Source organism: Amorphoplanes friuliensis DSM 7358, from assembly GCF_000494755.1.
Lineage (GTDB): Bacteria > Actinomycetota > Actinomycetes > Mycobacteriales > Micromonosporaceae > Actinoplanes > Actinoplanes friuliensis.
In genome coordinates this window covers 7,787,103-7,808,717 of record NC_022657.1, presented here as the reverse complement: position 1 = coordinate 7,808,717, position 21,615 = coordinate 7,787,103, and the positions used below count along the sequence as shown (strand labels likewise).

Below are 21,615 nucleotides of genomic sequence, written 5' to 3'. Positions count from 1 at the left end.
CTCGCCCCAGGCGGCGGTTCAGCCGCGCAGGCGGAGGCCTCGGGGTGTGGCCCGGAATCCGGCCGAGGTCAGCGCGTCGCGCAGCGGCGAGGAGTGCACCGATTCGCCGTCGGCCCGTTCGACCGACATCGGGCCGAGCGCCCCCGATCGCACCGATCCCGCCAATGCCTGCCCGGCCGCAATCAGCGCCTCGGGGTCGTCCACGAAGGACAGCAGCGTGCGCCCGCCGCGTTCGACGTAGAGGACAACGTCGCCGCCGACCATGACGACCAGGGCGCCGGCTTTGCGGCCGGCGCGGTGGCCTGTTGCCGGGGCTGTTTCGCCGTTGCCGCTGTCGACCACACGGTCTGGCCACGGCAGGGCCGCGCCGTAGGGATTGGCCGGGTCGGTCGCTGCCAGCACGACCGCTGTCGCCCCGGTGCGTTTGGCCAGCTCGGCGGGTTCGGCCAGCGCCCGGAGGCGGTCCACCGCGCCCGGGACCGCAAACTGGGCCGCTCCGAGGCCTTCCACGAAGTAGCCGCGGCGGGCGGCGCCGCGTTCTTCGAGTGCGCCGAGCACCGGGTAGACCGCGGCAAATCCGCCGGTCACGCCCTCGGCCATCACCGCGCCGCGGGTCACGACGCCGTGGCGTTCGAGCAGGAGGTCGGCCAGGGCGGCTGCGCGGCGGGTCGGGTCGAGATCGCGTTCCGGGAGCCGGGACCAGCGACCGGCCATCGCGGGTGGGCCGGTGCGGCTGGGCATCTGCGGGCGTCCGGGGCGGCGGTACCGGGTGCGGGCCGGGGCGGCCTTTGCCCGATGGGCGCCGCTGTGGCCGAGGAGCGCACGCAGCGGGGCGAACGTGTCGTTGGTGAGCTGCCCGGCCCAGACCAGGTCCCAGATCGCCGCGGCGAGCCCGGGGTCGTCGGTCGAGCCGACCTTGTCGGACAGGTTGCGGAAGAACAGTGCCTGCCCGTCGCTCAGCGCATCGAGCACCGACTGGTGCAGCGGCGTCAGGGCCACCTCGTCGTCGGGCGGCGGGAGCAGCAGCGGGGCGCTGTCGGCGTAAGCCAAGGTGACCCAGCCGTCGCCGCCGGGGATGGAGCCGGAACCGGCCCACAGCACCTCGCCGCTCGCGCAGAGCTCGTCGAGCTGCGGTGGTGTGAAGTCGGCGATCCGCGCGGGCAGGACCAGGCGTTCCCAGGCCGACGCCGGCACCGCGATGCCCTGCAGCTGCTCGATCGACGCGGCGACGGCGTCGACCCCGCGGGCGTTGCCGCCGATCTGATGCCACCGGGGCAGGAACGCCGCCAGCACGCGCGGGGCCACCGGCTCGATCTCGCGGCGCAGCGCGGCCAGCGAGCGGCGCCGCAGCATGCGCAGCACTTCGGCGTCGCACCACTCGGTGCCGGCGCCGCCGGGGGAGAACTCGCCGGACACCACCCGGCCGGTCGCGCTGAGCCGCTTGAGGGCCTGTTCGACGACAAACACCCCGAGCCCGAAGCGGGCCGCGCAGGTCGCCGCGGCGAACGGGCCGTGGGTGCGGGCGTACCGGGCGACGAGGTCACCGAGCGGGTCGGTGACCGGCTCCAGATAGGCCTCGGCGACACCGACGGGCAGGGCGACACCGAGCGCGTCGCGGTAGCGGCCGGCGTCCTCGACGCCGATCCAGCGTTCCTCGCCGGCGATCCGGACCTGCAGTGCGCGCCGGGTCAGGGATTCCAGCCAGGCGAGGTCGACGCCGCGGGCGGTGAGCTCGGCGGGGGACAGGTCGCCGAGCAGTCGCAGCAGCTCGGCCACGTCCTCGGCGTCGCGCGGGCTGCGGGTGGTGGTCAGCCACTGCAGCTGGCTCTCGGTCTCGGTGACCACCGTGGGGTCGAGCAGCTCGCGCAGGTCGACGCGGCCGAGCAGCTCGCCCAGCAGGGTCGAGTCCAGGGCCAGCGCGGCCGCCCGGCGCTCGGCCAGCGGCGCGTCACCCTCGTAGAGGAACGCACCGACGTACCCGAAGAGCAGCGACCGCGCGAACGGTGACGGACGTGGTGTCTCGGCCTCGATCAGGCGCACCTTGCGACCGGCGATCTCGCGCATCAGGCCGACGAGGCCGGGCACGTCGAAGACGTCCTGCAGGCACTCGCGGGCGGCTTCGAGGGTCACCGGGAAGTCGGCGAATTCGCGGGCCACGTCGAGCAGCTGCGCGGACCGCTGCCGCTGCTGCCAGAGCGGCTGCCGCCGGCGCGGGTCGCGGCGGGGCAGGAGCAGGGACCGGGCCGCGCACTCGCGGAAGCGGGACGCGAACAGCGCCGAGGTGCCCACCGACTCCTCGACGATCTGGGAGATCTCCTCGGGGTCGAACGCGACCAGCTCGGCCCCCGGCGGCTCCTCGGCGGTGTCCGGAAGCCGCACGACGATGCCGTCGTCGGAGGGCATGACCTGACCGTCGACGCCGTACCGCTCGGAGAGCCGGCGGGCGATCGCCAGGGCCCAGGGTGCGTTGACCCGGGCGCCGAGGACGCAGTGCACGGTCATGCGCCAATCGCCGAGCTCGTCGCGGAAGCGTTCGACCACGATGGTGCGGTCGTCGGGGAGATTGCGGGTCGACTCCCGCTGCTCGCGCAGGTAGGCCACCAGGTTGTCGGCGGCCCACTCGTCCAGCCCGGAGGCGCGCAGCGACTCGATCGCCGTCTCGTCACCGGCCCGGGTCAGGGTGCGCAGGCGGGCGCCGATCGCGCGGCCCAGCTCGACCGGGCGGCCCAGGGCGTCGCCCTTCCAGAACGGCATCTTGGCCGGTGCGCCCGGCGCGGGGGAGACCAGCACCCGGTCGGGGGTGATGTCCTCGATCCGCCAGGACGTCGAGCCCAGCAGGAAGACGTCGCCGACCCGGGACTCGTAGACCATTTCCTCGTCGAGCTCACCCACGCGGGAGGCGCGCTCGGAGCCGGCGAGGAAGACGCCGAACATGCCGCGGTCGGGGATCGTGCCACCGCTGGTGACGGCGAGACGCTGGGCGCCGGGCCTGCCGGTCAGCTCGTCGGTCGTCCTGTCCCAGACCAGCCGGGGCCGCAGCTCGGCGAAGGCGGTCGACGGATAGCGCCCCGAGAGCATGTCGAGCACGGCGTGCAGGGCCGAGTCGGGCAGCTCGGCGTAGGGGGCGGCGCGGCGCACGAGCACGGCCAGCTCGTCGAGCTGCCAGGCGTCGAGCGCGACCATGGCCACGATCTGCTGGGCGAGCACGTCGAGAGGGTTGCGGGGGTAACGCAGCTCCTCGATCGCTCCCTCGCTCATCCGCTCGGCGACGACCGCGCAGGAGACGAGGTCGCCGCGGTGTTTCGGGAAGACGACGCCCCGGGAGACCGCACCGACCTGGTGGCCGGCGCGGCCGATGCGCTGGAGCCCGGCCGACACCGACGGCGGTGCCTCGATCTGCACGACGAGGTCGACCGCGCCCATGTCGATGCCGAGCTCGAGGCTGGAGGTGGCGACCACCGCGGGCAGCTGCCCGGACTTGAGCGCCTCCTCGATCTGCTTGCGCTCCTCGCGCGACACACTGCCGTGGTGCGCGCGAGCGACTACCGGTGACGCTCCGGTTGCTATGGGTGACTGGGCCATCATGGCGGCCGGGACGCGGTCGGGCTGCTGCTGCGCCTCGGCCGTCTCGGCGGCCAGCTCGTTGATCCGGGCGCAGAGCCGCTCCGCGCCCCGCCGCGAGTTGGTGAAGACGATGGTCGAGCGGTGCTGCCGGATCAGGTCGAGCACACGCTCCTCGACCGCGGGCCAGATCGACGGCGTGTGCTGCCGGCCGCCGGGGCTCGGTGGCTCGTCCGGGTCGACCTCGGGCGTCTCGTCGAGGCGGGTCATGTCCTCGACCGGGACCTGGACCGAGACCTCGATCGTCTTGGAGCTGCGCGGCTGCACGATCTCGACGTCGCCCGCCCCGCCGAGGAACCGCGCGGTCTCGTCGATCGGCCGCACGGTCGCGGAGAGCCCGACACGCTGCGCCGGCCGGCCGAGCAGGGCGTCGAGGCGTTCGAGCGAGAGCGCCAGGTGGGCGCCGCGCTTGGTGGCCGCGACGGCGTGCACCTCGTCGATGATCACCGTCTCGACACCACGCAACGATTCCCGCGCTGCCGAGGTGAGCAAGAGGAACAGTGACTCGGGTGTGGTGATGAGGATGTCCGGGGGTGTCCGTGCGAACGCCCGGCGCTCGTCCGCCGGGGTGTCGCCGGTCCGCATGCCCACGGTGATGTCCGGCGGCGGCAGGCCGAGCCGTCCGGACGCCTGCCGGATGCCGGTCAGCGGCGCCCGCAGGTTGCGCTCGACGTCGACGGCCAGCGCCTTGAGGGGGCTGATGTAAAGGACACGGCACCTCTGCTTGGCGTCCTCGGGCACGGGCTCGTGGGCCAGCCGGTCGAGCGACCAGAGGAACGCCGCGAGCGTCTTGCCGGAACCGGTCGGCGCCACGACGAGCGCGTTGCGCCCGGCACCGATGGATCGCCACGCACCGGCCTGGGCGGCGGTGGGCGCGGCGAACGCGGCCTTGAACCACTCCCGGGTGGCGAGGCCGAACTGCTCCAGCACGTCTGACACGAGTCCATGGTGCCCCCGGGGTCCGACAGAAACTCGTGGCCTTCGGAAACATCCATCCGAGTGATGGCTCCGAACCACCGGTAAGACCCACCATCTGGATGGGCATCAATCAGACGTTGGAGCACAGGATGGGCACTCACCCAGCGCTTTCGCTTGACCGGAAGGACCATGGTGCGGTCTGGTGACGTGCGGCACATTGATGAACGCACAGAGTACGCATCGATGGCCGCCACCGACGATGCCGTAGAGGCCCCACGAACAGGAGGCACCGTGTCCGATCGCGTTTCCCCCGTACGGCGCCTCGGTAGCGCTGCGGCAGCCGTGGCTGCACTCGCCACCGTCGTCCTCTCCGCGACACCGGCTCAGGCGGCCGGTGACGGCTACGTCCGTCTCGCACACCTTTCGCCGGATACGCCCGCCGTCGACGTTTACCTGAAGTCCGACTCGGGCGCCATGAAGGACCAGAAGTTTGACGGCGTCGCCTATGGCGCTCTGTCCGACTATCTCCGTCTACCCACCGGGACCTACTCGGTGGCGATGCGCAAGACCGGTGCCGCCGCGAGCACTCCGCCCGTGCTGACCACTCAGGTCACGGTCGACAAGGGTGCGGCGTACACGGTTGCGGGTGTCGGTCGTTATGCCGATCTCGGGCTGCGTGTCCTCAAGGACGACCTCAAGCTGCCCGATGCCGGCGACTCCAAGATCCGCATCATCCAGGCGTCGGTGAAGGCGCCCGTGCTCGACGTCGGCGGCGCGAACGGCAAGTCGATCGCCGACGGCGTCCAGTTCGCGACGACCACGACGTACCGCGAGGTCAACCCGGGCAAGTGGACCGTCCGGGTGAAGCCGAGCGGCGGCGGTCAGACCAGTGACCTGCCGTGCACGCTCGGTGCCGGGAACGTCTACTCGCTGCTGGTTCTCGACGACAAGAACGGCGGTCTCAAGCCGGAGCTGCACATCGATGCCGCACGTCAGGGCACCGTGCCGCAGGGCGGCGTGGCCACCGGTGTGGGTGGCAGCCAGCCGCACTCCCAGCTGCCGATGGCGCTGGGCCTCGCGGGTCTCGCCGCCGTGCTGACCGGTGGGGTGCTCGTCGCGATCAGGCGCCGCCCCCGCGTCTCCTGACGGCGTACCAAATGACGGTTTATGCCTCTGAGGGCACGGCTGAGAAGGATCCGGCAGCCGTGCCCGACGATGTCCCCGAGCCCGAGACCGGAACGCGCCGCAAGGCGCTACGTGCCGCTCTGCCGATCGTGGTGTCACTGCTGGTGGCGTTCGTGGTGGCCACGGGTTATCTGATGGTCCGCGAGCCGCGGGGTTCGGGTGATCTCGGTCGCTGGAGCGGGTCCGCGAGCCCGGCCGCCGTCCAGCCGTCGGAGGACATGGAAGGTCTGCCCAACCCGTTCCACACGGCTGCACCGGAGCTCGGCGGCCCACCGACCCGGCTCCAGGTCAAAGCGATCGGTGTCGATACGAGCCTGGAGACCCTGCACCTCGGTACCGACGGCGAGTTGCAACCGCCCAAGACCAACAACCAGGCCGGCTGGTACGCGGACGGCACCGCACCCGGCGACATCGGACCGGCCGTTCTGGCTGGTCACGTCGATTCGAAGCAGGGGCCCGCCGTCTTCTACCGCCTCCGCGAGATCGAGGCCGGCGACAAGATCGAGGTGACCCGGGGCGCCCGGACGGTGACGTTCACGGTGACCTCGACGGCCTGGTACCCGAAAAAAGCGTTCCCCACCGGCAAGGTCTACGGCCCCACTCCCGACCGCCAGCTGCGACTGATCACGTGCGGCGGGGTTTTTGATCAGAGCCTGCGGTCGTACAAGGACAACCTCGTGGTCTACGCGGTGGCCGGGTGATCGGCGTTCCCCCGGTCCGCCGGCGATGACTATCCTGGTCAGGAAAGCGACGGGTGGAGGCTGATGGCGGTCAGGCGCATGCTCATCGCCGGTCGGTATCGTCTCCTCGAGCCGGTCGGCTCCGGAGGCATGGGCCGGGTCTGGCTCTCCCGTGACGAGATGCTCGACCGTGACGTCGCGGTCAAGGAGTTCGTCCCGCCGGAGTGGATGACCGACGAGGAGAAGGCCCGGCTGCGCACGCGCACCCTGCGCGAGGCCCGCAGCGCCGCCCGTCTCAACCATCCGCACGTGGTCCGCATCTACGACGTCGTGCACGCCGAGGACCTTCCGTGGATCGTCATGGAGTACGTGCCCTCGCGCTCGTTGCACCAGGTCATCGGTGAGGACGGCCCGTTCGAGCCGGGTGCCGCGGCCCGGATCGGCCTCGACGTGCTGGAGGCGATCACCGCCGCGCACCGGGCGGGTGTGCTGCACCGTGACGTCAAGCCCCACAACGTACTTATCGGTCATGACGGCCGGGTGGTGCTCACCGACTTCGGTCTGGCCACATTTGTCGACGACGGCTCGGTGACCGGTCCCGGCCTGGTGGTCGGCTCCCCGCAGTACGTCTCACCCGAGCGCGCCCGCGACGGTGCGTCCACGGTGGAGTCCGACCTGTGGTCCTTCGGCGCCACCCTGTACGCCGCGGTCGAGGGCCGTTCGCCGTTCGCGCGGGACAGCGCCATGGCGACGCTGATGGCGCTGGCCACGGACGAGCCGGACCAGCCCGTGAAGGCCGGTCCGCTCGCGCCTGTGCTGATGGGGCTGTTGCGCCGGCAGCCCACCGAACGACTGACGGCTGACCAGGTCGAGGAGCAGCTGCGCACGGTCGTGGCGGAGGCGGGGCTGGTGCTGCCCAAGGCCCGTGCGGTCGTACCGTCTCAGCGCAGGGCGCCGGAGGACGAGCCGGTCGAGGCCAAGGCCGAGGCCGGCGGGGGTGGGATGGGAGCGGCGCTGGCCGCGGCCCTGCCGGGTGTGGTCTATCCGCCCGCGCCGCCCACCGAGGAGCCGAAGGAGACGCATCCGAGCGCGCCCCTGGTGTCGGCGCCGCCGAGGAGGAAGCGCTCGCGCCGCCGCCTGATTGTCGCCGGTTTTGTCGCGTTGATCCTGCTGGCCGGTGGTGGTGTCGCCGCCGGTCTGGCGTTGCGCGGTGACCAGGACAAGGCGCAGGCACAGCCCGGAGTTGCCCTGGGTCCCACACCGGGCGTCGTGACGTCCTCGGGAAGCGGCGGCAGCATGGGCGGGTTCAGCCCGGTCAACTGCGAGAGCCCTGCCCGCCCGGGCCTTCCGCTCACACCGGTGCCCGGCGCGGAGAAGCTCCGCGGCGGATGGGCGCTCTTCGAGGGCTGGTCCTATTACGCCGATCCGTCCGGTTTCCACATCGCTGTTCCGGACGGCTGGACCTACGAGACCATCGGCACCACGATCTGTTTCCGTGACCCGAGCAACATCCGGATCCTCAGCATCGACCCGGCCCGCAGCCCTCAGGGCGACCCGGTGCAGGCCTGCCGCAAGGAGGTCAGCCGGCTGCGTGCCGCCGGTGAGCTGCAGGGGTACGACCAGTTGCGGATCGACCGGGTGCCCGGCCTGGCCCGGGCGGCCGACTGGGAGTACACGTACGACGGCCGCGCCGGCGAGCAGATGCACGCGATGACCCGCTGGCGGGCGGCGAACGACGGCAAGGCGTACGCGATCGGTCTGATGACCCGCGAGCTGGACTGGCCGGGCAATTTCGAAAAATGGGGCATGATCCAGAGCACCTTCTACACCGACAACTGAGATATGGCTCAAGCGATATGAGTCCATAGACGGTTCTCTCTGCAATGCTCGGCGTGGCTGTCGCCACACCCTCGGCGACGGCTCCCCCCGAGCACCGCGGAGGACCCCCGTGAGAGCAGTTCCCTTCATAGGTGCGACGACCCTGGTCGCCGCCCTGTTTGCCGTCCCGGCCCAGGCCGCCCCGACCGTCGCACTGGCCCCGCCCAACATCCCGGTCGCGAACGTGAAGGCCCACCTGTCGCAGCTCCAGTCGATCGCCACGGCGAACGGCGGCAACCGCGCACACGGACGGCCCGGCTATCTCGCCTCCGTCACCTACGTGAAGGGCCTGCTCGACGCGGCCGGCTTCACCACGCAGCAGCAGTCGTTCACCTACGGCGGTGCCACCGGGTACAACCTGATCGCGGACTGGCCGGGTGGCGACACCACGGACACCCTGATGATCGGCGCGCACCTGGACAGCGTCACCACCGGTCCGGGCATCAACGACAACGGTTCCGGCTCGGCCGCCAACCTCGAGGTCGCCCTGCAGGTCGCCCGGTCCAACTTCCAGCCGCAGCGGCACCTGCGGTTCGGCTGGTGGGGTGCCGAGGAGCTCGGCCTGCGTGGTTCGACCGCGTACGTGAACTCGCTCACCTCGGCGCAGAAGGCGAACATCGGCGGCTACCTCAACTTCGACATGGTCGGGTCGCCCAACCCGGGGTACTTCCTCTACGACGGCGACAACTCCGACGGCACCGGCTCGGGCCCCGGCCCCGCGGGCTCCGCCGAGATCGAGGACACGCTGGAGGCGTACTTCTCCTCGATCAGCGTGCCGACCCGCGGCACCGACTTCGACGGGCGCAGCGACTACGGCCCGTTCATCGCCGCGGGCATCCCCGCCGGTGGCATCTTCACCGGTGCCGAGGGCCGCAAGACGTCCGCCCAGGTCAGCCTCTGGGGCGGTACGACCGGCGCGTTCGACCCCTGCTATCACGCCGCCTGCGACACGATCTCGAACATCAACGACACGGCGCTGGACCGGAACTCCGATGCCATCGCGTACTCGGTCTGGACCCTCGCCGACGGCACCACGGAGCCGCCGCCGACCGGTGAGACCGTGTACTCGGACACGTTCGAGACCGCGACCGGCTGGACCGTCAACGCCGGGGCGACCGACACCGCCACGTCCGGCCGCTTCGAGCGCGGCGACCCGGCCGCGACCAGTTCCGGCGTCGCGACCCAGCTCGGCACCACGGTCAGCGGCAGCTACGACCTCGTCACCGGGGCCACCGCCGGGGCGAGCGCCGGTGCCAACGACGTCGACGCCGGCACCACCACCGTGCGGTCACCCGCGATCACGCTGCCCAGCGGCACCCTGAACCTGTCGTTCTCCTGGTACCTGTCGCACCTCAACAACGCGACCAGCGGCGACTACTTCCGGGTCCGAGTGATCTCCGGCACGACCACCACCACGGTCTTCACCCAGGCCGGCGCGGCCAGCAACCGGGCCGCGGCCTGGCAGACCGCGACCGTCAACCTCTCCGCGTACGCGGGGCAGTCGGTCCGTCTCCAGGTGGAGGCCGCGGACACCGGCACGGCCAGTCTGGTCGAGGCGGCCGTGGACAACGTTCTGATCACTCAGAGCTGATCATCCGCCGGGCGGGGGTACGGCTCCGGCCGTACCCCCGGGTCGGGCCGGTCACAGCGCGAGTCCAGTGAACGCTGATATCTTTCTCCGATGATCGGCAGTATTCAGCCGGGCCCGGCCCGGCTTTTTCGTCTCCTGGACCCGCCATGTTGATTCTGGTCGGTTTGCTGCTGGTAATCCTGGTCACGGCGGTGACCGGTTACTTCGTCGCCCAGGAATTCGGCTATGTCGCGGTCGACCGCAGCCGCCTCCGGCAGGAGGCCGAGGGCGGCGACAAGGCGGCGCAACGAGCCCTCGAAGTCACCGAGCGTCTCTCGTTCGTCCTGTCGGGCGCGCAGCTCGGCATCACCGTCACCGCGCTGATCGTCGGTTACGTAGCGGAGCCGTTCCTCGGTGAGGGACTGGCCGATCTGCTCGGTCTGACGGGCCTCCCGTCCGGTGTCAGCATGCCGATCTCGATCGTGCTGGCGCTGCTGATCGCGACCGTCGTCCAGATGGTCCTCGGCGAGCTGGCGCCCAAGAACTTCGCGATCGCCCGCTCCGAGACGCTGGCAAAGGCGCTGAGCCGCTCGACCCTGATGTACCTCACCGTCTTCGGGCCCATCATCAAGCTTTTCGACAAGGCGGCTGGGGGTCTGCTGCGCCGCATCGGCATCGAGCCGATCGAGGAGCTCCCCGAGGGCGCGACCGAGGAGGACCTCGAGCAGATCATCGCCGAGTCCCGGGCCGAGGGTCATCTCGGCCCGGAGCTGTCGCTGCTGCTCGACCGGGGGCTCGACTTCCGCCGCCGGACGGCCTCCGAGGTGATGATCCCGCGGGTGGACGTGGTCGTGATCCAGGCGACCGACCCCGCCTCCCAGGTCATCGAGCTCCTGGACACCGGCCGGTCCCGCTTCCCGGTCCGCGCGGGCAACGGCGTCGACGAGATCGTCGGTGTTGTCGGCATCGCGGACGTGCTGCCCGTCCCGCCCGCCGACCGTCACGACGTCCAGGTCGAGACGCTGATGGCCCCGGCCCTCTTCGTACCGGCCTCGCTGCGCCTGCCCGCCGTGCTGGACAGGCTGCGCGGCGACCACCGCCAGCTCGCCTGCGTCGTCGACGAGTACGGCGGCTTCGCCGGCATCATCACCCTCGAGGACATCGCCGAGGAACTCGTCGGCCCGATCAGCGACGAGGACGACCTGCCCGAGCCGTCCCCGGCGCGCCAGGAGGACGGTTCGTGGATCGTCCCCGCCCGCTGGCGCATCGACGAGGTCACCGATGCGACCGGTGCTGACCTGCCGGAACACCCCGAGTACGACACCGTCTCCGGGCTGGTGATGTCCGAGCTCGGCCGGGTGCCCCAGGTCGGCGACTCGGTCTCGCTGCCGTCGGGGGCCGTGCTGGAGGTGCTGTCGGTGGATCGGCACGTGCCTGATTCCGTACGCCTCACGATGCCCGTCGCCGCCGGCTCGGCTCTCGAGGAGGGTTCCCGATGAGCACAACCTGGGCCGTCATCTGCTCCCTCCTGCTGCTGGCCGGCAACGGCTTCTTCGTCGCCGCCGAGTTCGCCCTGGTCGCCAGCAAGCGTTACCGCCTCGAACACGCCGCCGCCGAGGGCAGCCGCGCCGCCCGCGCCGCCCTCGACGGCAGCCGCGAGCTGTCCCTGATGCTCGCCGGCGCCCAGCTCGGCATCACCCTGTGCTCACTCGGCCTGGGCGCTCTCGCCGAGCCCGCCATCGAGCACCTGGTGCACCCGCTCCTGCACAGCATCGGCCTCCCCGACGTCCCGAGCGGCATCATCGCGTTCCTGCTGGCCCTGATCGTCGTGACGTTCCTGCACCTGGTCATCGGCGAGATGATGCCCAAGTCGTGGGCCATCACCGACCCCGAGCGCTCGGCCACCCTGCTGGCCCTGCCGTTCCGCGCTTTTGTCCGCATGGTCCGCCCGGCCCTGGTCGCCCTGAACGCCCTGGCGAACGTCGCCCTGAAACCGTTCGGCGTCCACCCCCAGGACCAGTTGGCCCAGGCACACGGTCCCCAGGAGATGAACATCCTGCTGGAACGTTCCCGGGCCGAGGGCCTGATCGGCGCCGAGCAGACCGAGCTGCTGACCAGCATGCTCAAGCTCCAGGAGACCAAGGTCGCGGACGTCCTGATCCCCGACGACCAACTGGTCACGGTCACCCCCGCCTCACCCGCCCTCGACATCGAGGCGGCGTCCCTGCAGAGCGGCCGCTCCCGCCTGGCCGTGGTCTCGGAGACCGGCGACGTCCTCGGCGTCGTCCACGTCCGCGACGCCGTCCGCGTCACGACCGCAGGCCGCGACGCAACAGCCGCGGACCTCATGGACCCACCGTTCGTCCTCACCGCATCGGTGACGGTGACGGACGCCGTGACCCAGATGCGCGCAGCCCGCGCACAACTGGCAATGGTCACCCGCAACAATCAGCGCGTCGGCTTCGTCGCCCTGGAAGATCTCCTCGAACAGGTCATCGGCGAATTCGACGACGAGACTGACCCCGTGCCGGTCGGCCGGCGCATGCGCTGAAAGGTGAACCAGAAGTGGTCTTCGCGAGAGTCCTGCGCGCCTTCGGGGTGGGCGGCCCCACCGTCGACACGATCCTTCCCAACCCCGCCACCCACCCCGGCGGCACCCTCACCGGCGAAGTCCGCATCGCCGGCGGCGAATACGACGTCGTCATCGACAACATCGTCCTGAGCCTCGTCACCCGCGTCGAAGCCGAAGACGGCGACGCCCTCATCGAATTCCACCGCGTCTCCGTAGCCGGCCACTTCACCCTGCCCGCCGGCGCCCGCGAAGACATCCCGTTCCAGATGTCCGTCCCCTGGGAAACCCCGATCACCCACCTGGCCGGCAAACCCTTGTCCGGCATGACGATGGGCGTCCGCACCGAACTGTCGGTCGCCAAAGCCGTCGACAAAGGCGACCTCGACGAGGTAGCCATCCACCCCCTCCCGGTCCAGGAAAAAATCCTGTCCGCCTTCGACCACCTGGGCTTCCGCCTCCGCCACGCCCACCTCGAAAACGGCGGCATCTACGGCGTCCGCCAAGAACACCCCTTCTACCAAGAAATCGAATTCGCAGCCCCACCCGAACTCACCAAAACCATCGACGAAGTCGAAGTAACCTTCGTAGCCGACCCCACCGGCACCGAAATAATCCTCGAATTCGACAAGCGCGGCGGCCTGCTGTCCGCCGGCAGCGACACCTACGCGCGCCACCGCGCAGAACACACCGAATCCGAAACCACCGACTGGGTGTCGAAAGTGGAAGGCTGGGTCCACGAAGCTCTCTCCCCGTGAGAGGGGGTTGTTTTCGCCGAAGCCAGTTCAAGTTCAAGGTCCAGGGCATGTCGTGCCTGGTTGCATGGCGCTGATCGTCGCTCCCGCCGAGACCGGGCCCGGGCGGCCAATCGCCTAGCGGCTCATTACCAGCCACCCGCACCCTGCCAACTCCGTGCTCCCCAAACCCACCGCCGCAACCAGGATCGGTTGAAGCCGCTCATCAGCGCTCTAACGTCCCAACGTTGCAATTACGGAGGGCGCACGCAGCTCGGCTGGTCATATGAATTCCGCTCGGCCCGGCTAAAGCCCGGTCCGTCGCCGCGCGCCTTGGCTCGCCCAGCTCAGCCAGGCTTGCTCGGCTCCGCCCGGCCTACTCAGCTCAGCTCGGCTCAGCTCGCTCGGCTCAGCCCAGGCTCGCCCGCTCAGCTTTACCCGACCCGGTCCGCTCGGCCAACCCGGCCCCGGGGGCCGCTTGGCCCGACCCGCTCAGCCCGACCTGCCCAGCTCAGCTCGGCCCGGCGGGCTCGTGCAGCCCAACTCGGCCTGGCCTGGGCCGGCCCGCTCGGCCTGGCCCAGCCCGGTCGGCTCGGCCTGCTTTGCTCGCCCCCGCTTGCTTGTCGCCAGCGAGCGCGTCGATCTGGAGGCCTGCTGGATCACCGCGTTGACGGCCATTCTCGGGCGGAGCCCGCCAGTTCGGCCAATCGGTTCTTGGCTATGTCCAGATAGGCCGGTGTGGGCAGACAGTCTGCTTGACCAACTTTCCCGGATCGGTCAGGCCGCTTGATACTGCGAGGTTTGAAGTGGTCGGTCAGGTGACGCTGGCGGTGGCGAGTTTTATGCCGAAGCCGACGAATACCGCGCCGACACCGGTGGCGACTCCGGCGGACAGGCGGCGCCGGCGGCGGAACTGGCCGGCGAGGAACTGTCCACCGAAGATCAGGGCAGTCAGGTAGAGCGCGCTGAAGACTTGCAGCACTGCGCCGAGGATCAGGAACGACAAGGCCGGGTGGGCGTACCCGGGTTGGACGAACTGAATGAAGAAGGAGACCACGAAGAGGATGGCTTTCGGGTTGAGCAGGCTCACGACGAGCGCACGCCGGAACGGCCGCTGCGTTCCGGCCGGGACGGTCGTCGCGGCTACCGTCGTCGGTTCGCCCCGCCCACGCCATTTGCGCCAGGCGCCGCGGATGATGCCGACGCCGAGCCAGGCGAGATAAGCAGCGCCCGCGTACTTGATCACCATGAAGACCGGTGGGTAGGTCCGCAGCAGCGACGCCACTCCGGCGGCGGCGAGAACCATCAGCACGGTGTCGCCGACGAACACACCGGCGGCGGCCTGGTAGCCGGTGCGTACCCCGCGCTGCGCCCCGACGGTCAGGACGAAGATCGAGTTCGGTCCGGGCAGGAGCACGATCGCCGCGGTGCCCAGCACGTAGGTCCAGAAGTCGGTGATTCCCAGCACGGCTCCATCCTTGGCTCTGTTGCGATCCCCGCGGCAGTCGTCCCGGAGGCAAAAATATGTGGTCTTCAGCACCGCCCTGGGTGCCGTGACCGACACGCCACGTGACCAGCGCGATTAACTAATCCGAAATGTCGATGACGTGTCGGTGGCGGTGCTTCGAGCGGATTAATCCTGATCCAACTCTTGAAGGTTGCACTTTCAACATATTAACGTGCGTCTACGTATCGCCTCACTCACGTTGCCTCACTCAAGGAGCGAGACATGGAGACGCACAGGTTCGCCGGGCCGGTCTGGTCCCTCTTCCGCATCGTCGTCGGACTGCTGTTCAGCCTGCACGGGGCCGGAACGGTTCTCGGTCTGTTCGGCGGAAACGCGGGCTCGGGCAAGGCTTTGGAAGCGGGCATCTGGCCGGGTTGGTGGGCGGGCCTGATCCAGCTCGTGTGCGGCATCCTGGTGATGCTCGGCCTCTTCACCCGCGCAGCCGCAGTGCTCGCCTCGGGCTCGATGGCCTACGCGTACTTCGTGGTTCATCAGCCCAACGCCTTGATGCCGACCCAGAACGGTGGCGTCACCCCCGCCCTGTACGCCTGGGCGTTCCTGACCATCGCGGTGCTGGGCGCCGGCCCGTGGTCGCTGGACGCCATCTGGCGCCGCCGCGTCACGTCGTCGACTGAGCCCGCCGTGACCACCGAGGCCGGGTCGAACGCACCCGCCCCGAAGCCGGTCGACGAACCTGCGACTGCCTGATCGTGCACCCGCACCGGTCGTGGCGGGCTCGGCGAAACGCCACCTGTCACGACCGGTCGCACCTCAACCCTGGGCCAGCCGGGCACGCAGTCGCTCGGCTGCCGCCGGCCACTCGTCCACCGTCATCGCAAAGAGCACCGTGTCGCGCCACGTGCCGTCCGGTCGAAGCCGATGCCGCCGAATCAGTCCGTCGCGGGTGGCGCCCAGCCTGGCGATCGCCCGCTGCGAGCGTTCGTTGCGAATGTCGGTGTACCAGAAGACCCGCTCCGCGCCGAGCACGTCGAACGCACGCTCGAGCAGGAGCAGCTTCGCCTCCGTGTTGACTCCGGTGCGCCACCATCGCCGGCCCAGGATGGTGTGGCCGATGCCGACCGCCCGGGTGACCGGATCGATGTCGTGATAGCTGGTCATCCCCATGACCTCGCCCGTCTCCGGATCGCATTGCGCCCAGGAGACCCGTTCGCCCTGCCATTGCTGCCGGGAGGCGACGGCGATGTGCTGGGTCATCTCCTCCGTCGTCTGTGGACAAAGGCTGGGCAAGAACTGCCACACCTCGTCGTCACCGATGGCGGCCAGCAAGCCGTCGGCGTGCCCGGGCGCCAGCGGCTCGAGTGCCACGAGGCGCCCCCGCATCGGTGCCGCGGTGTGCCAGGGTGACGTCGACCCGGGCAGGTAGGCCGGTGGTGGAGCGGTGACTCCAGCGTCTGTTTCGGGTGGCCCGGCGACCCGGCGGATCGGCAGCACGCCGGCCCAGTGCGGCAGCGTCTTGTCCTCAGGGTCGTCGACGACCCCACCCGCCCGAACTCGCACCGACACCTCGGTGAGCGACAGTGCCAGCACGACGGTCGTCGCCAGCTCTCGCGTCGTCGGAGGCCGGCTGTCGGCGGCACGACCGACGCCCACCCTTTCCACCAGGGCTGTCATTGCCGCGCGCTTCTCATGGTCGGCGGTCACCGGACGAGCGAGGCCGTGCGCCACCAGGGATCGGTAGTTGGCGCTGTGGTCGAACTGCGATCGCGCATAGACGATGCCGTCGAGCAGAGTCACCGACACCGCAACCCGAACGCCGTCGCTGCGCGCCGTCAGGCCGAGCCGTCCGCCGGTCGAGGCGTGCAGATAGAGAGTGTCGTCGACCCGGACGTGCAGCGTGGGGAGCACGCGCGGCTCCCCGTCGATCACGAACGCGACGGAACAGTCATACGCCTCGTCCAGAATGGCGTGCGCCGCGTCGCGCTCGTAGTGCATGCGGCCGCGGTTGCGGGTTGCCGTGGTCCGATCGGTGGGCTGGTAGAGGTCGGTCACGGGAACCCTCCTTGCCAACAAAGCTGTACTAGTACATAATCTCTCTTGTGCCAGAACAGTATCAGGTAACCGGGTCCACCGCCGCCTCGATTTCCGCCAGCATCGAGGCGGGTGTCCGCCGCGGTGACTGGATGTGGGGTGAGGCGCTGCCGCCGATCCGGATCCTGGCCTACCAGCTGCATGTCAGCCCGGCCACTGTGTCGAAGGCCTATCAGGAGCTGCGCCAGCGCGGGATCATCGAGTCCCTCGGGCGCAGTGGCACCCGCGTCCGCACCCGGCCGGCGGTGGCCAGCCCACGCTCGGCGTTGCGCTTGCCGGTGCCGCCGGGGGCTCTCGACCTCTCTACCGGTGACCCCGACATTCGCCTGTTGCCAGGCCTGGGATGGCATCTGCGGGCGGTCTCCGAAGAGATCGGTCCGCCGCTGGGTTATGCCGCGGCCGGGGCGATGCCCGAGCTCATCGATGCGGCCCGTCCCCGGCTGGCAGCGGACGGCGTGCCGGTCGACGATGCGGCGATCACGGTGACGAGCGGCACCCTCGATGCGATCGAACGCCTGCTCACGGCTCATCTCCGAGCCGGTGATCAGGTCGCGGTGGAGGATCCCGGCTGGGCCAACCTGCTCGATCTTCTTGCGGCCCTGGACCTCACCCCGGTGCCCGTCGCGGTTGACGACGAGGGTCCGCTTCCCGACCAGCTGGCTTCGGCCCTGGCCAAAGATGTGCGCGCGGCGGTGGTCACCGCCCGCGCGCAAAACCCGACCGGTGCCGCCATCAGCGCCGGACGCGCCGCAGAGCTCCGCGCGGTTCTGGCCGGCAAACCGGAGGTGCTCCTCATCGAGGACGATCACGCGGCCGAGTTGTCCGGTGTTCCGTTGCACAGCCTGGGCGGATCGACACGGTCGTGGGCCTTCGTCCGTTCGGCGTCCAAGCCCTTCGGCCCTGATCTGCGCATCGCGTTGCTGGCCGGCGACGAGGCGACGATCGCTCGCGTCGTCGGCCGGATGCGGATCGGCACCGGCTGGGTGTCCACAGTGCTGCAGCGTCTGTTGCTGAGGCTCTGGCGCGACGAGGACGTCACGGAGGAGATCGCCGCCGCGGGCAAGAGCTACGACCATCGGCGCGTCGCTCTGCGCGACGCCCTCACGGCGCGCGGTCTGCAAGCTCACGGCACCACAGGCATCAACATCTGGGTACGCGTGGAGGACGAGACCCGCATGGTGACGACCCTGCGCGACGCGGGTTATGCGGTGGCCCCGGGTTCGCTGTTCCGGGTCGACTCACCACCCGGCATCCGGCTGACGGTGAGCCCGATCGACGACGGGTCGATCGAAAGTCTGGCCGACGACGTGGCCACCGCCGCCTTCCCCGCGACGGTCCCCTCCCCGTCGCGATGACGTCAGCAGACTTCAGGCGACCGGGGCGAACCAGCACTGCCGCCCGTCGTACGGCGGACAGCAGTGCCGGCCCCGCTGACTTAGAAGTCGTCGTCGAAGCTCACGCTGCCGGTGACGCCGACCTGATAGGCCGACACCCGGCGTTCGAAGAAGTTCGACAGCTCCTGGACGTCCTGCAACTCCATGAAGGCGAACGGGTTCTGCGACCCGTAGATCGGCGCGATACCCAGCTGGGTGAGGCGGCGGTCAGCCACGTGCTGCAGGTAGGTCCGCATGTCGGTCAGCGACATGCCGGAGACGCCCTGCTCCAGCAGATCCGCCGCGAACTGCACCTCGCACTCGACGGCCTCGGAAAGCATGTCCCGGACCTGCTGTTCCATCTTGTCGTCGAAGAGATCCGGTTCCTCGGCCCGCACCTGCTCGACGACGTCGAAGGCAAAGGCCATGTGCATCGACTCGTCGCGGAAGACCCAGTTGGTCCCGGACGCCAGCCCGTGCAGCAGGCCGCGCGAGCGCAGGTAATAGACGTAGGCGAAGGCGCCGTAGAAGAACAGGCCCTCGATGCAGGCGGCAAAACAGATGACGTTGAGCAGGAACGCCCGCCGCTCGTCCTTGGTCCGCAGTTCGCGCAGCTCAAAAACGGAGTCGATCCAGCGGAAGCAGAAGTCGGCCTTGCGGGCGATCGACGGAATGTTCTCCACCGCGTCGAAGGCCGCAGCTCGCTCCGCCTCGTCCGGCACATAGGTGTCGAGCAGGTTCAGATAGAACTGGACGTGCACGGCCTCCTCGAAGAGTTGCCGGGAAAGATAGAGCCGGCCCTCGGGCGAGTTGACATGCTGGTAGAGGTTCAGCACGAGGTTGTTGGCGACGATGGTGTCGCCGGTGGCAAAAAAGGCGACCAGACGGCTGACCAGGTGCTGCTCGGCGGGCGAGAGCTTGGCCAGGTCGGCGAGGTCGGAATGCAGGTCGACCTCCTCGACGGTCCAGGTGTTCTTGATCGCGTCCTTGAAGCGGTCGAAGAAGTGCGGGTACTTCATCGGCCGCAGGGTCAGGTCCATTCCGGGATCAAGCAGCATTTACTGACACGCCTCACACGACTCGGGGTTCTCGAGGGAACAGGCCAGGGCTTCCTCGTCGGAGACCGGGGCGACGGCAACCGTCACCGCCGGTGCGACGGACACCGTGGCCTGCTGGATGCGCGTCGCGGGCCGCGAGCGCAGGTAGTACGTGGTCTTGAGCCCGGCTTTCCAGGCGTAGAGGTACATCGACGAGACCTTGCCGATGGTCGGTGCGCTCATGAAAAGGTTCAGCGACTGCGACTGGTCGATGTAGGGCGACCGTGCGGCGGCCACGTCGATCAGCGCCTTCTGCGGCAGCTCCCACGCCGTCCGGAAGAGCTCCCGGACGTCGGCAGGCAACGCCTCGATGCCCTGCACCGAGCCCTCCGCGCGCTTGATCTGCTCGCGCACCGCCGCCGTCCAGAGTCCGCGCGCCTTCAGCTCGCGTACCAGATAGGTGTTGATCTGGAGGAACTCGCCCGACAGGGTCTCCCGCTTGAAAAGATTGCTGACCTGCGGCTCGATGCACTCGTAACAGCCGGCGATGGAGGCGATCGTCGCCGTCGGCGCGATCGCGATCAGCAGCGAGTTGCGCAGCCCGGTGCCGGCGATCCGCTCCCGCACCGCGGACCACCGGGCAGTCTGCGTCGGGGTCACACCCCAGAGATCCGGTTGCAGGTCACCGCCGGCCGCCCTGGTCTCCGCGTACGCGGGGTGCGGGCCGAAGCGTTCGGCCAGGGAGGCCGAGGTCTCCAGCGCCGTCAGATAGATCTCCTCCGAGACGCGCGTCGAGAGCTCCTTGGCCTCGGCGGAGTCGAAAGGCAGCCGCAGCGAGAAGAACGCGTCCTGCAGACCCATCAGCCCGAGCCCGATGGGACGCCAGCGCGGGTTGCTCGCCGCCGCCTGATCACTCGGGTAGTAGTTGATGTCGATGACCCGGTCGAGGAAAACAACCGCGGTCCGCACCGTCTCCCGCAGCTTCTCCCAGTCCACGTCGCCGCCGCTCAGGTGTGCGCCGAGGTTGATCGAGCCCAGGTTGCAGACCGCCGTCTCGTCGTCGGAGCTGACCTCGAGGATCTCGGTGCACAGGTTCGACAGGTGGATGGTGTTGCCGGGGCGGCCGGTCTGGTTGGAGAGGCGGTTCGACGGGTCTTTGAAGGTCATCCAGCCGTTGCCGGTCTGCGCGAGTGTGCGCATCATCCGGCCGTACAGGTCACGGGCCTTGACGGTTTTGACCGCCTTCTTCTCCGCGATCCGGTAGGCCTGCTCGAACTCCTCGCCGTAAAGGTCCGGCAGGTCGGGGGCGTCGCTCGGGTCGACCAGCGACCACATCTCGTCGGCCTCGACCCGGCGCATGAACTCGTCCGGGATCCAGTTGGCCAGGTTCAGGTTGTGGGTGCGGCGGGCGTCCTCTCCCGTGTTGTCACGCAGTTCGAGGAATTCCTCGATGTCGGGGTGCCACGGCTCGAGGTAGACGCAGGCCGCACCCTTGCGACGTCCGCCCTGGTTGACCGCCGCGACGCTGGAGTCGAGCGTCCGCAGGAAGGGCACGATGCCGTTGGACTGGCCGTTGGTGCCGCGGATCAGGGCGCCGCGACCGCGCACCCGCGACCAGGAGATGCCGATACCGCCGGCAAATTTCGACAGCCGCGCCACCTGCTGGTACCGCTCGTAGATCGAGTCCAGCTCGTCCTTCGGCGAGTCCACCAGGAAGCACGACGACATCTGCGTGTGCCGCGTGCCCGAGTTGAACAACGTCGGCGAGCTGGGCAGATAGGCCAGCGACGACATCAGCCGGTAGAACGCGATGGCCTCGCCCGCCGACGTGGACAGGCCGCAGGCGACCCGCAGCAGCCAGTACTGCGGTGTCTCCACGACCAGGCGCGTCTCGGGGTGCCGCAGCAGATAGCGGTCGGCGACGGTCCGCAGGCCGAAATACTCGAACCGCAGGTCACCGGTCAGGTCGACGGCGTCGTCGAGCTTGCGGGCGTTCTTCGCGACAAAAGCAGCGGTCTCGTCGCCGATAAGCCCTTCCGCACGGCCGCGGGCGATGGACTGGCTGAAGCTCGCGATGCCCTGACCGCGGACCTCCTTGTCGACGAAGGCCGCCAGCAGCCGCGCCGCCAGCCGCGAATACTGCGGCTCCTCGCCGATCAGCTCCGCCGCCGTCTGGATCGACAGTTTGTCGAGCTCAGCCGTGGTTGCGCCGTCGTAGAGACCGCTGATCGTCTTGGTCGCCACCCGCAGCGGGTCGACCTCGTCGAGGTCGGCGACCCAGCGCTCGACCGCTTTGACGATCTTGTTGACATCCACCGACTCGGTGTCGCCGTTGCGCTTGCGAACCTGCATCGCATGTTTGCGTTGCTCGGGTACGCCCGGTTCGGACGCAGTCTTCTCCTGCGTGACCGTCATGAACACTCTCTCCTCGCGAGCCCGTTCCGAAGTGGTCTCCGGGCGCGCAGGAGGACGCCGGTGGACACGCCGATGTCGA

14 protein-coding genes are annotated in these 21,615 nt (G+C 69.6%); 9 read left to right on the top strand and 5 right to left on the bottom strand.

Annotation, left to right across the window (positions count from 1 at the left end):
* Positions 1-18: 18 nt before the first annotated feature.
* A complete protein-coding gene (locus tag AFR_RS35920; RefSeq protein WP_023561740.1) occupies positions 19-4,551 on the bottom strand; it encodes an ATP-dependent helicase in 4,533 nt (1,510 codons plus the stop codon).
* A gap of 279 nt (positions 4,552-4,830) precedes the next feature.
* Here AFR_RS35920 and AFR_RS35915 point away from each other — a divergent pair, with 279 nt between their 5' ends.
* The 7 genes from AFR_RS35915 to AFR_RS35885 all read left to right on the top strand — a co-directional run bounded on the left by AFR_RS35915 (position 4,831) and on the right by AFR_RS35885 (position 13,179).
* Positions 4,831-5,685 carry a DUF4397 domain-containing protein gene (locus AFR_RS35915; protein ID WP_041841394.1) on the top strand — a complete coding sequence of 285 codons (855 nt, stop codon included), beginning with the start codon at positions 4,831-4,833 and terminating at the stop codon, positions 5,683-5,685.
* Between the two features lie 59 nt (positions 5,686-5,744).
* A complete protein-coding gene (locus AFR_RS35910; RefSeq protein ID WP_023561738.1) occupies positions 5,745-6,425 on the top strand; it encodes a class F sortase in 681 nt (226 codons plus the stop codon).
* 63 nt (positions 6,426-6,488) lie between these two features.
* On the top strand, positions 6,489-8,243 hold the full coding sequence (locus tag AFR_RS35905) for a serine/threonine-protein kinase (RefSeq protein ID WP_023561737.1): 1,755 nt from the start codon (positions 6,489-6,491) through the stop codon (positions 8,241-8,243).
* 109 nt (positions 8,244-8,352) lie between these two features.
* Positions 8,353-9,873, top strand: a complete 1,521-nt coding sequence (locus AFR_RS35900) for a M28 family metallopeptidase (protein WP_023561736.1) — start codon at positions 8,353-8,355, stop codon at positions 9,871-9,873.
* 146 nt (positions 9,874-10,019) lie between these two features.
* Positions 10,020-11,351, top strand: a complete 1,332-nt coding sequence (locus AFR_RS35895; RefSeq protein ID WP_023561735.1) for a hemolysin family protein — start codon at positions 10,020-10,022, stop codon at positions 11,349-11,351.
* A complete protein-coding gene (locus tag AFR_RS35890) occupies positions 11,348-12,403 on the top strand; it encodes a hemolysin family protein (protein WP_023561734.1) in 1,056 nt (351 codons plus the stop codon). The genes AFR_RS35895 and AFR_RS35890 overlap by 4 nt, the downstream gene beginning before the upstream one ends.
* A 14-nt stretch (positions 12,404-12,417) precedes the next feature.
* Complete coding sequence (locus tag AFR_RS35885; protein WP_023561733.1) at positions 12,418-13,179, top strand: sporulation protein; 762 nt, start codon at positions 12,418-12,420, stop codon at positions 13,177-13,179.
* Positions 13,180-13,969: 790 nt separating this feature from the next.
* Here AFR_RS35885 and leuE read toward each other — a convergent pair.
* Positions 13,970-14,623: a leucine efflux protein LeuE gene (leuE, locus tag AFR_RS35880; protein ID WP_023561732.1), complete on the bottom strand. Its 654-nt coding sequence runs from the start codon at positions 14,621-14,623 to the stop codon at positions 13,970-13,972.
* Positions 14,624-14,884: 261 nt separating this feature from the next.
* Here leuE and AFR_RS35875 point away from each other — a divergent pair, with 261 nt between their 5' ends.
* On the top strand, positions 14,885-15,370 hold the full coding sequence (locus AFR_RS35875) for a DoxX family protein (protein WP_023561731.1): 486 nt from the start codon (positions 14,885-14,887) through the stop codon (positions 15,368-15,370).
* A gap of 63 nt (positions 15,371-15,433) precedes the next feature.
* On the opposite strand, the gene AFR_RS35870 is transcribed toward AFR_RS35875, so the two are convergent.
* On the bottom strand, positions 15,434-16,672 hold the full coding sequence (locus AFR_RS35870) for a bifunctional pyridoxamine 5'-phosphate oxidase family protein/GNAT family N-acetyltransferase (protein ID WP_023561730.1): 1,239 nt from the start codon (positions 16,670-16,672) through the stop codon (positions 15,434-15,436).
* A gap of 47 nt (positions 16,673-16,719) precedes the next feature.
* On the opposite strand from AFR_RS35870, the gene AFR_RS35865 reads away from it, so the two are divergent.
* Positions 16,720-18,066: an aminotransferase class I/II-fold pyridoxal phosphate-dependent enzyme gene (locus tag AFR_RS35865; protein ID WP_023561729.1), complete on the top strand. Its 1,347-nt coding sequence runs from the start codon at positions 16,720-16,722 to the stop codon at positions 18,064-18,066.
* Positions 18,067-18,146: 80 nt separating this feature from the next.
* On the opposite strand, the gene AFR_RS35860 is transcribed toward AFR_RS35865, so the two are convergent.
* Both AFR_RS35860 and AFR_RS35855 read right to left on the bottom strand, forming a co-directional pair.
* A complete protein-coding gene (locus tag AFR_RS35860; protein WP_041841393.1) occupies positions 18,147-19,142 on the bottom strand; it encodes a ribonucleotide-diphosphate reductase subunit beta in 996 nt (331 codons plus the stop codon).
* Positions 19,143-21,536, bottom strand: coding sequence for a ribonucleoside-diphosphate reductase subunit alpha (locus AFR_RS35855; RefSeq protein ID WP_023561727.1), 2,394 nt, complete (start codon positions 21,534-21,536; stop codon positions 19,143-19,145).
* Positions 21,537-21,615 lie beyond the last annotated feature (79 nt).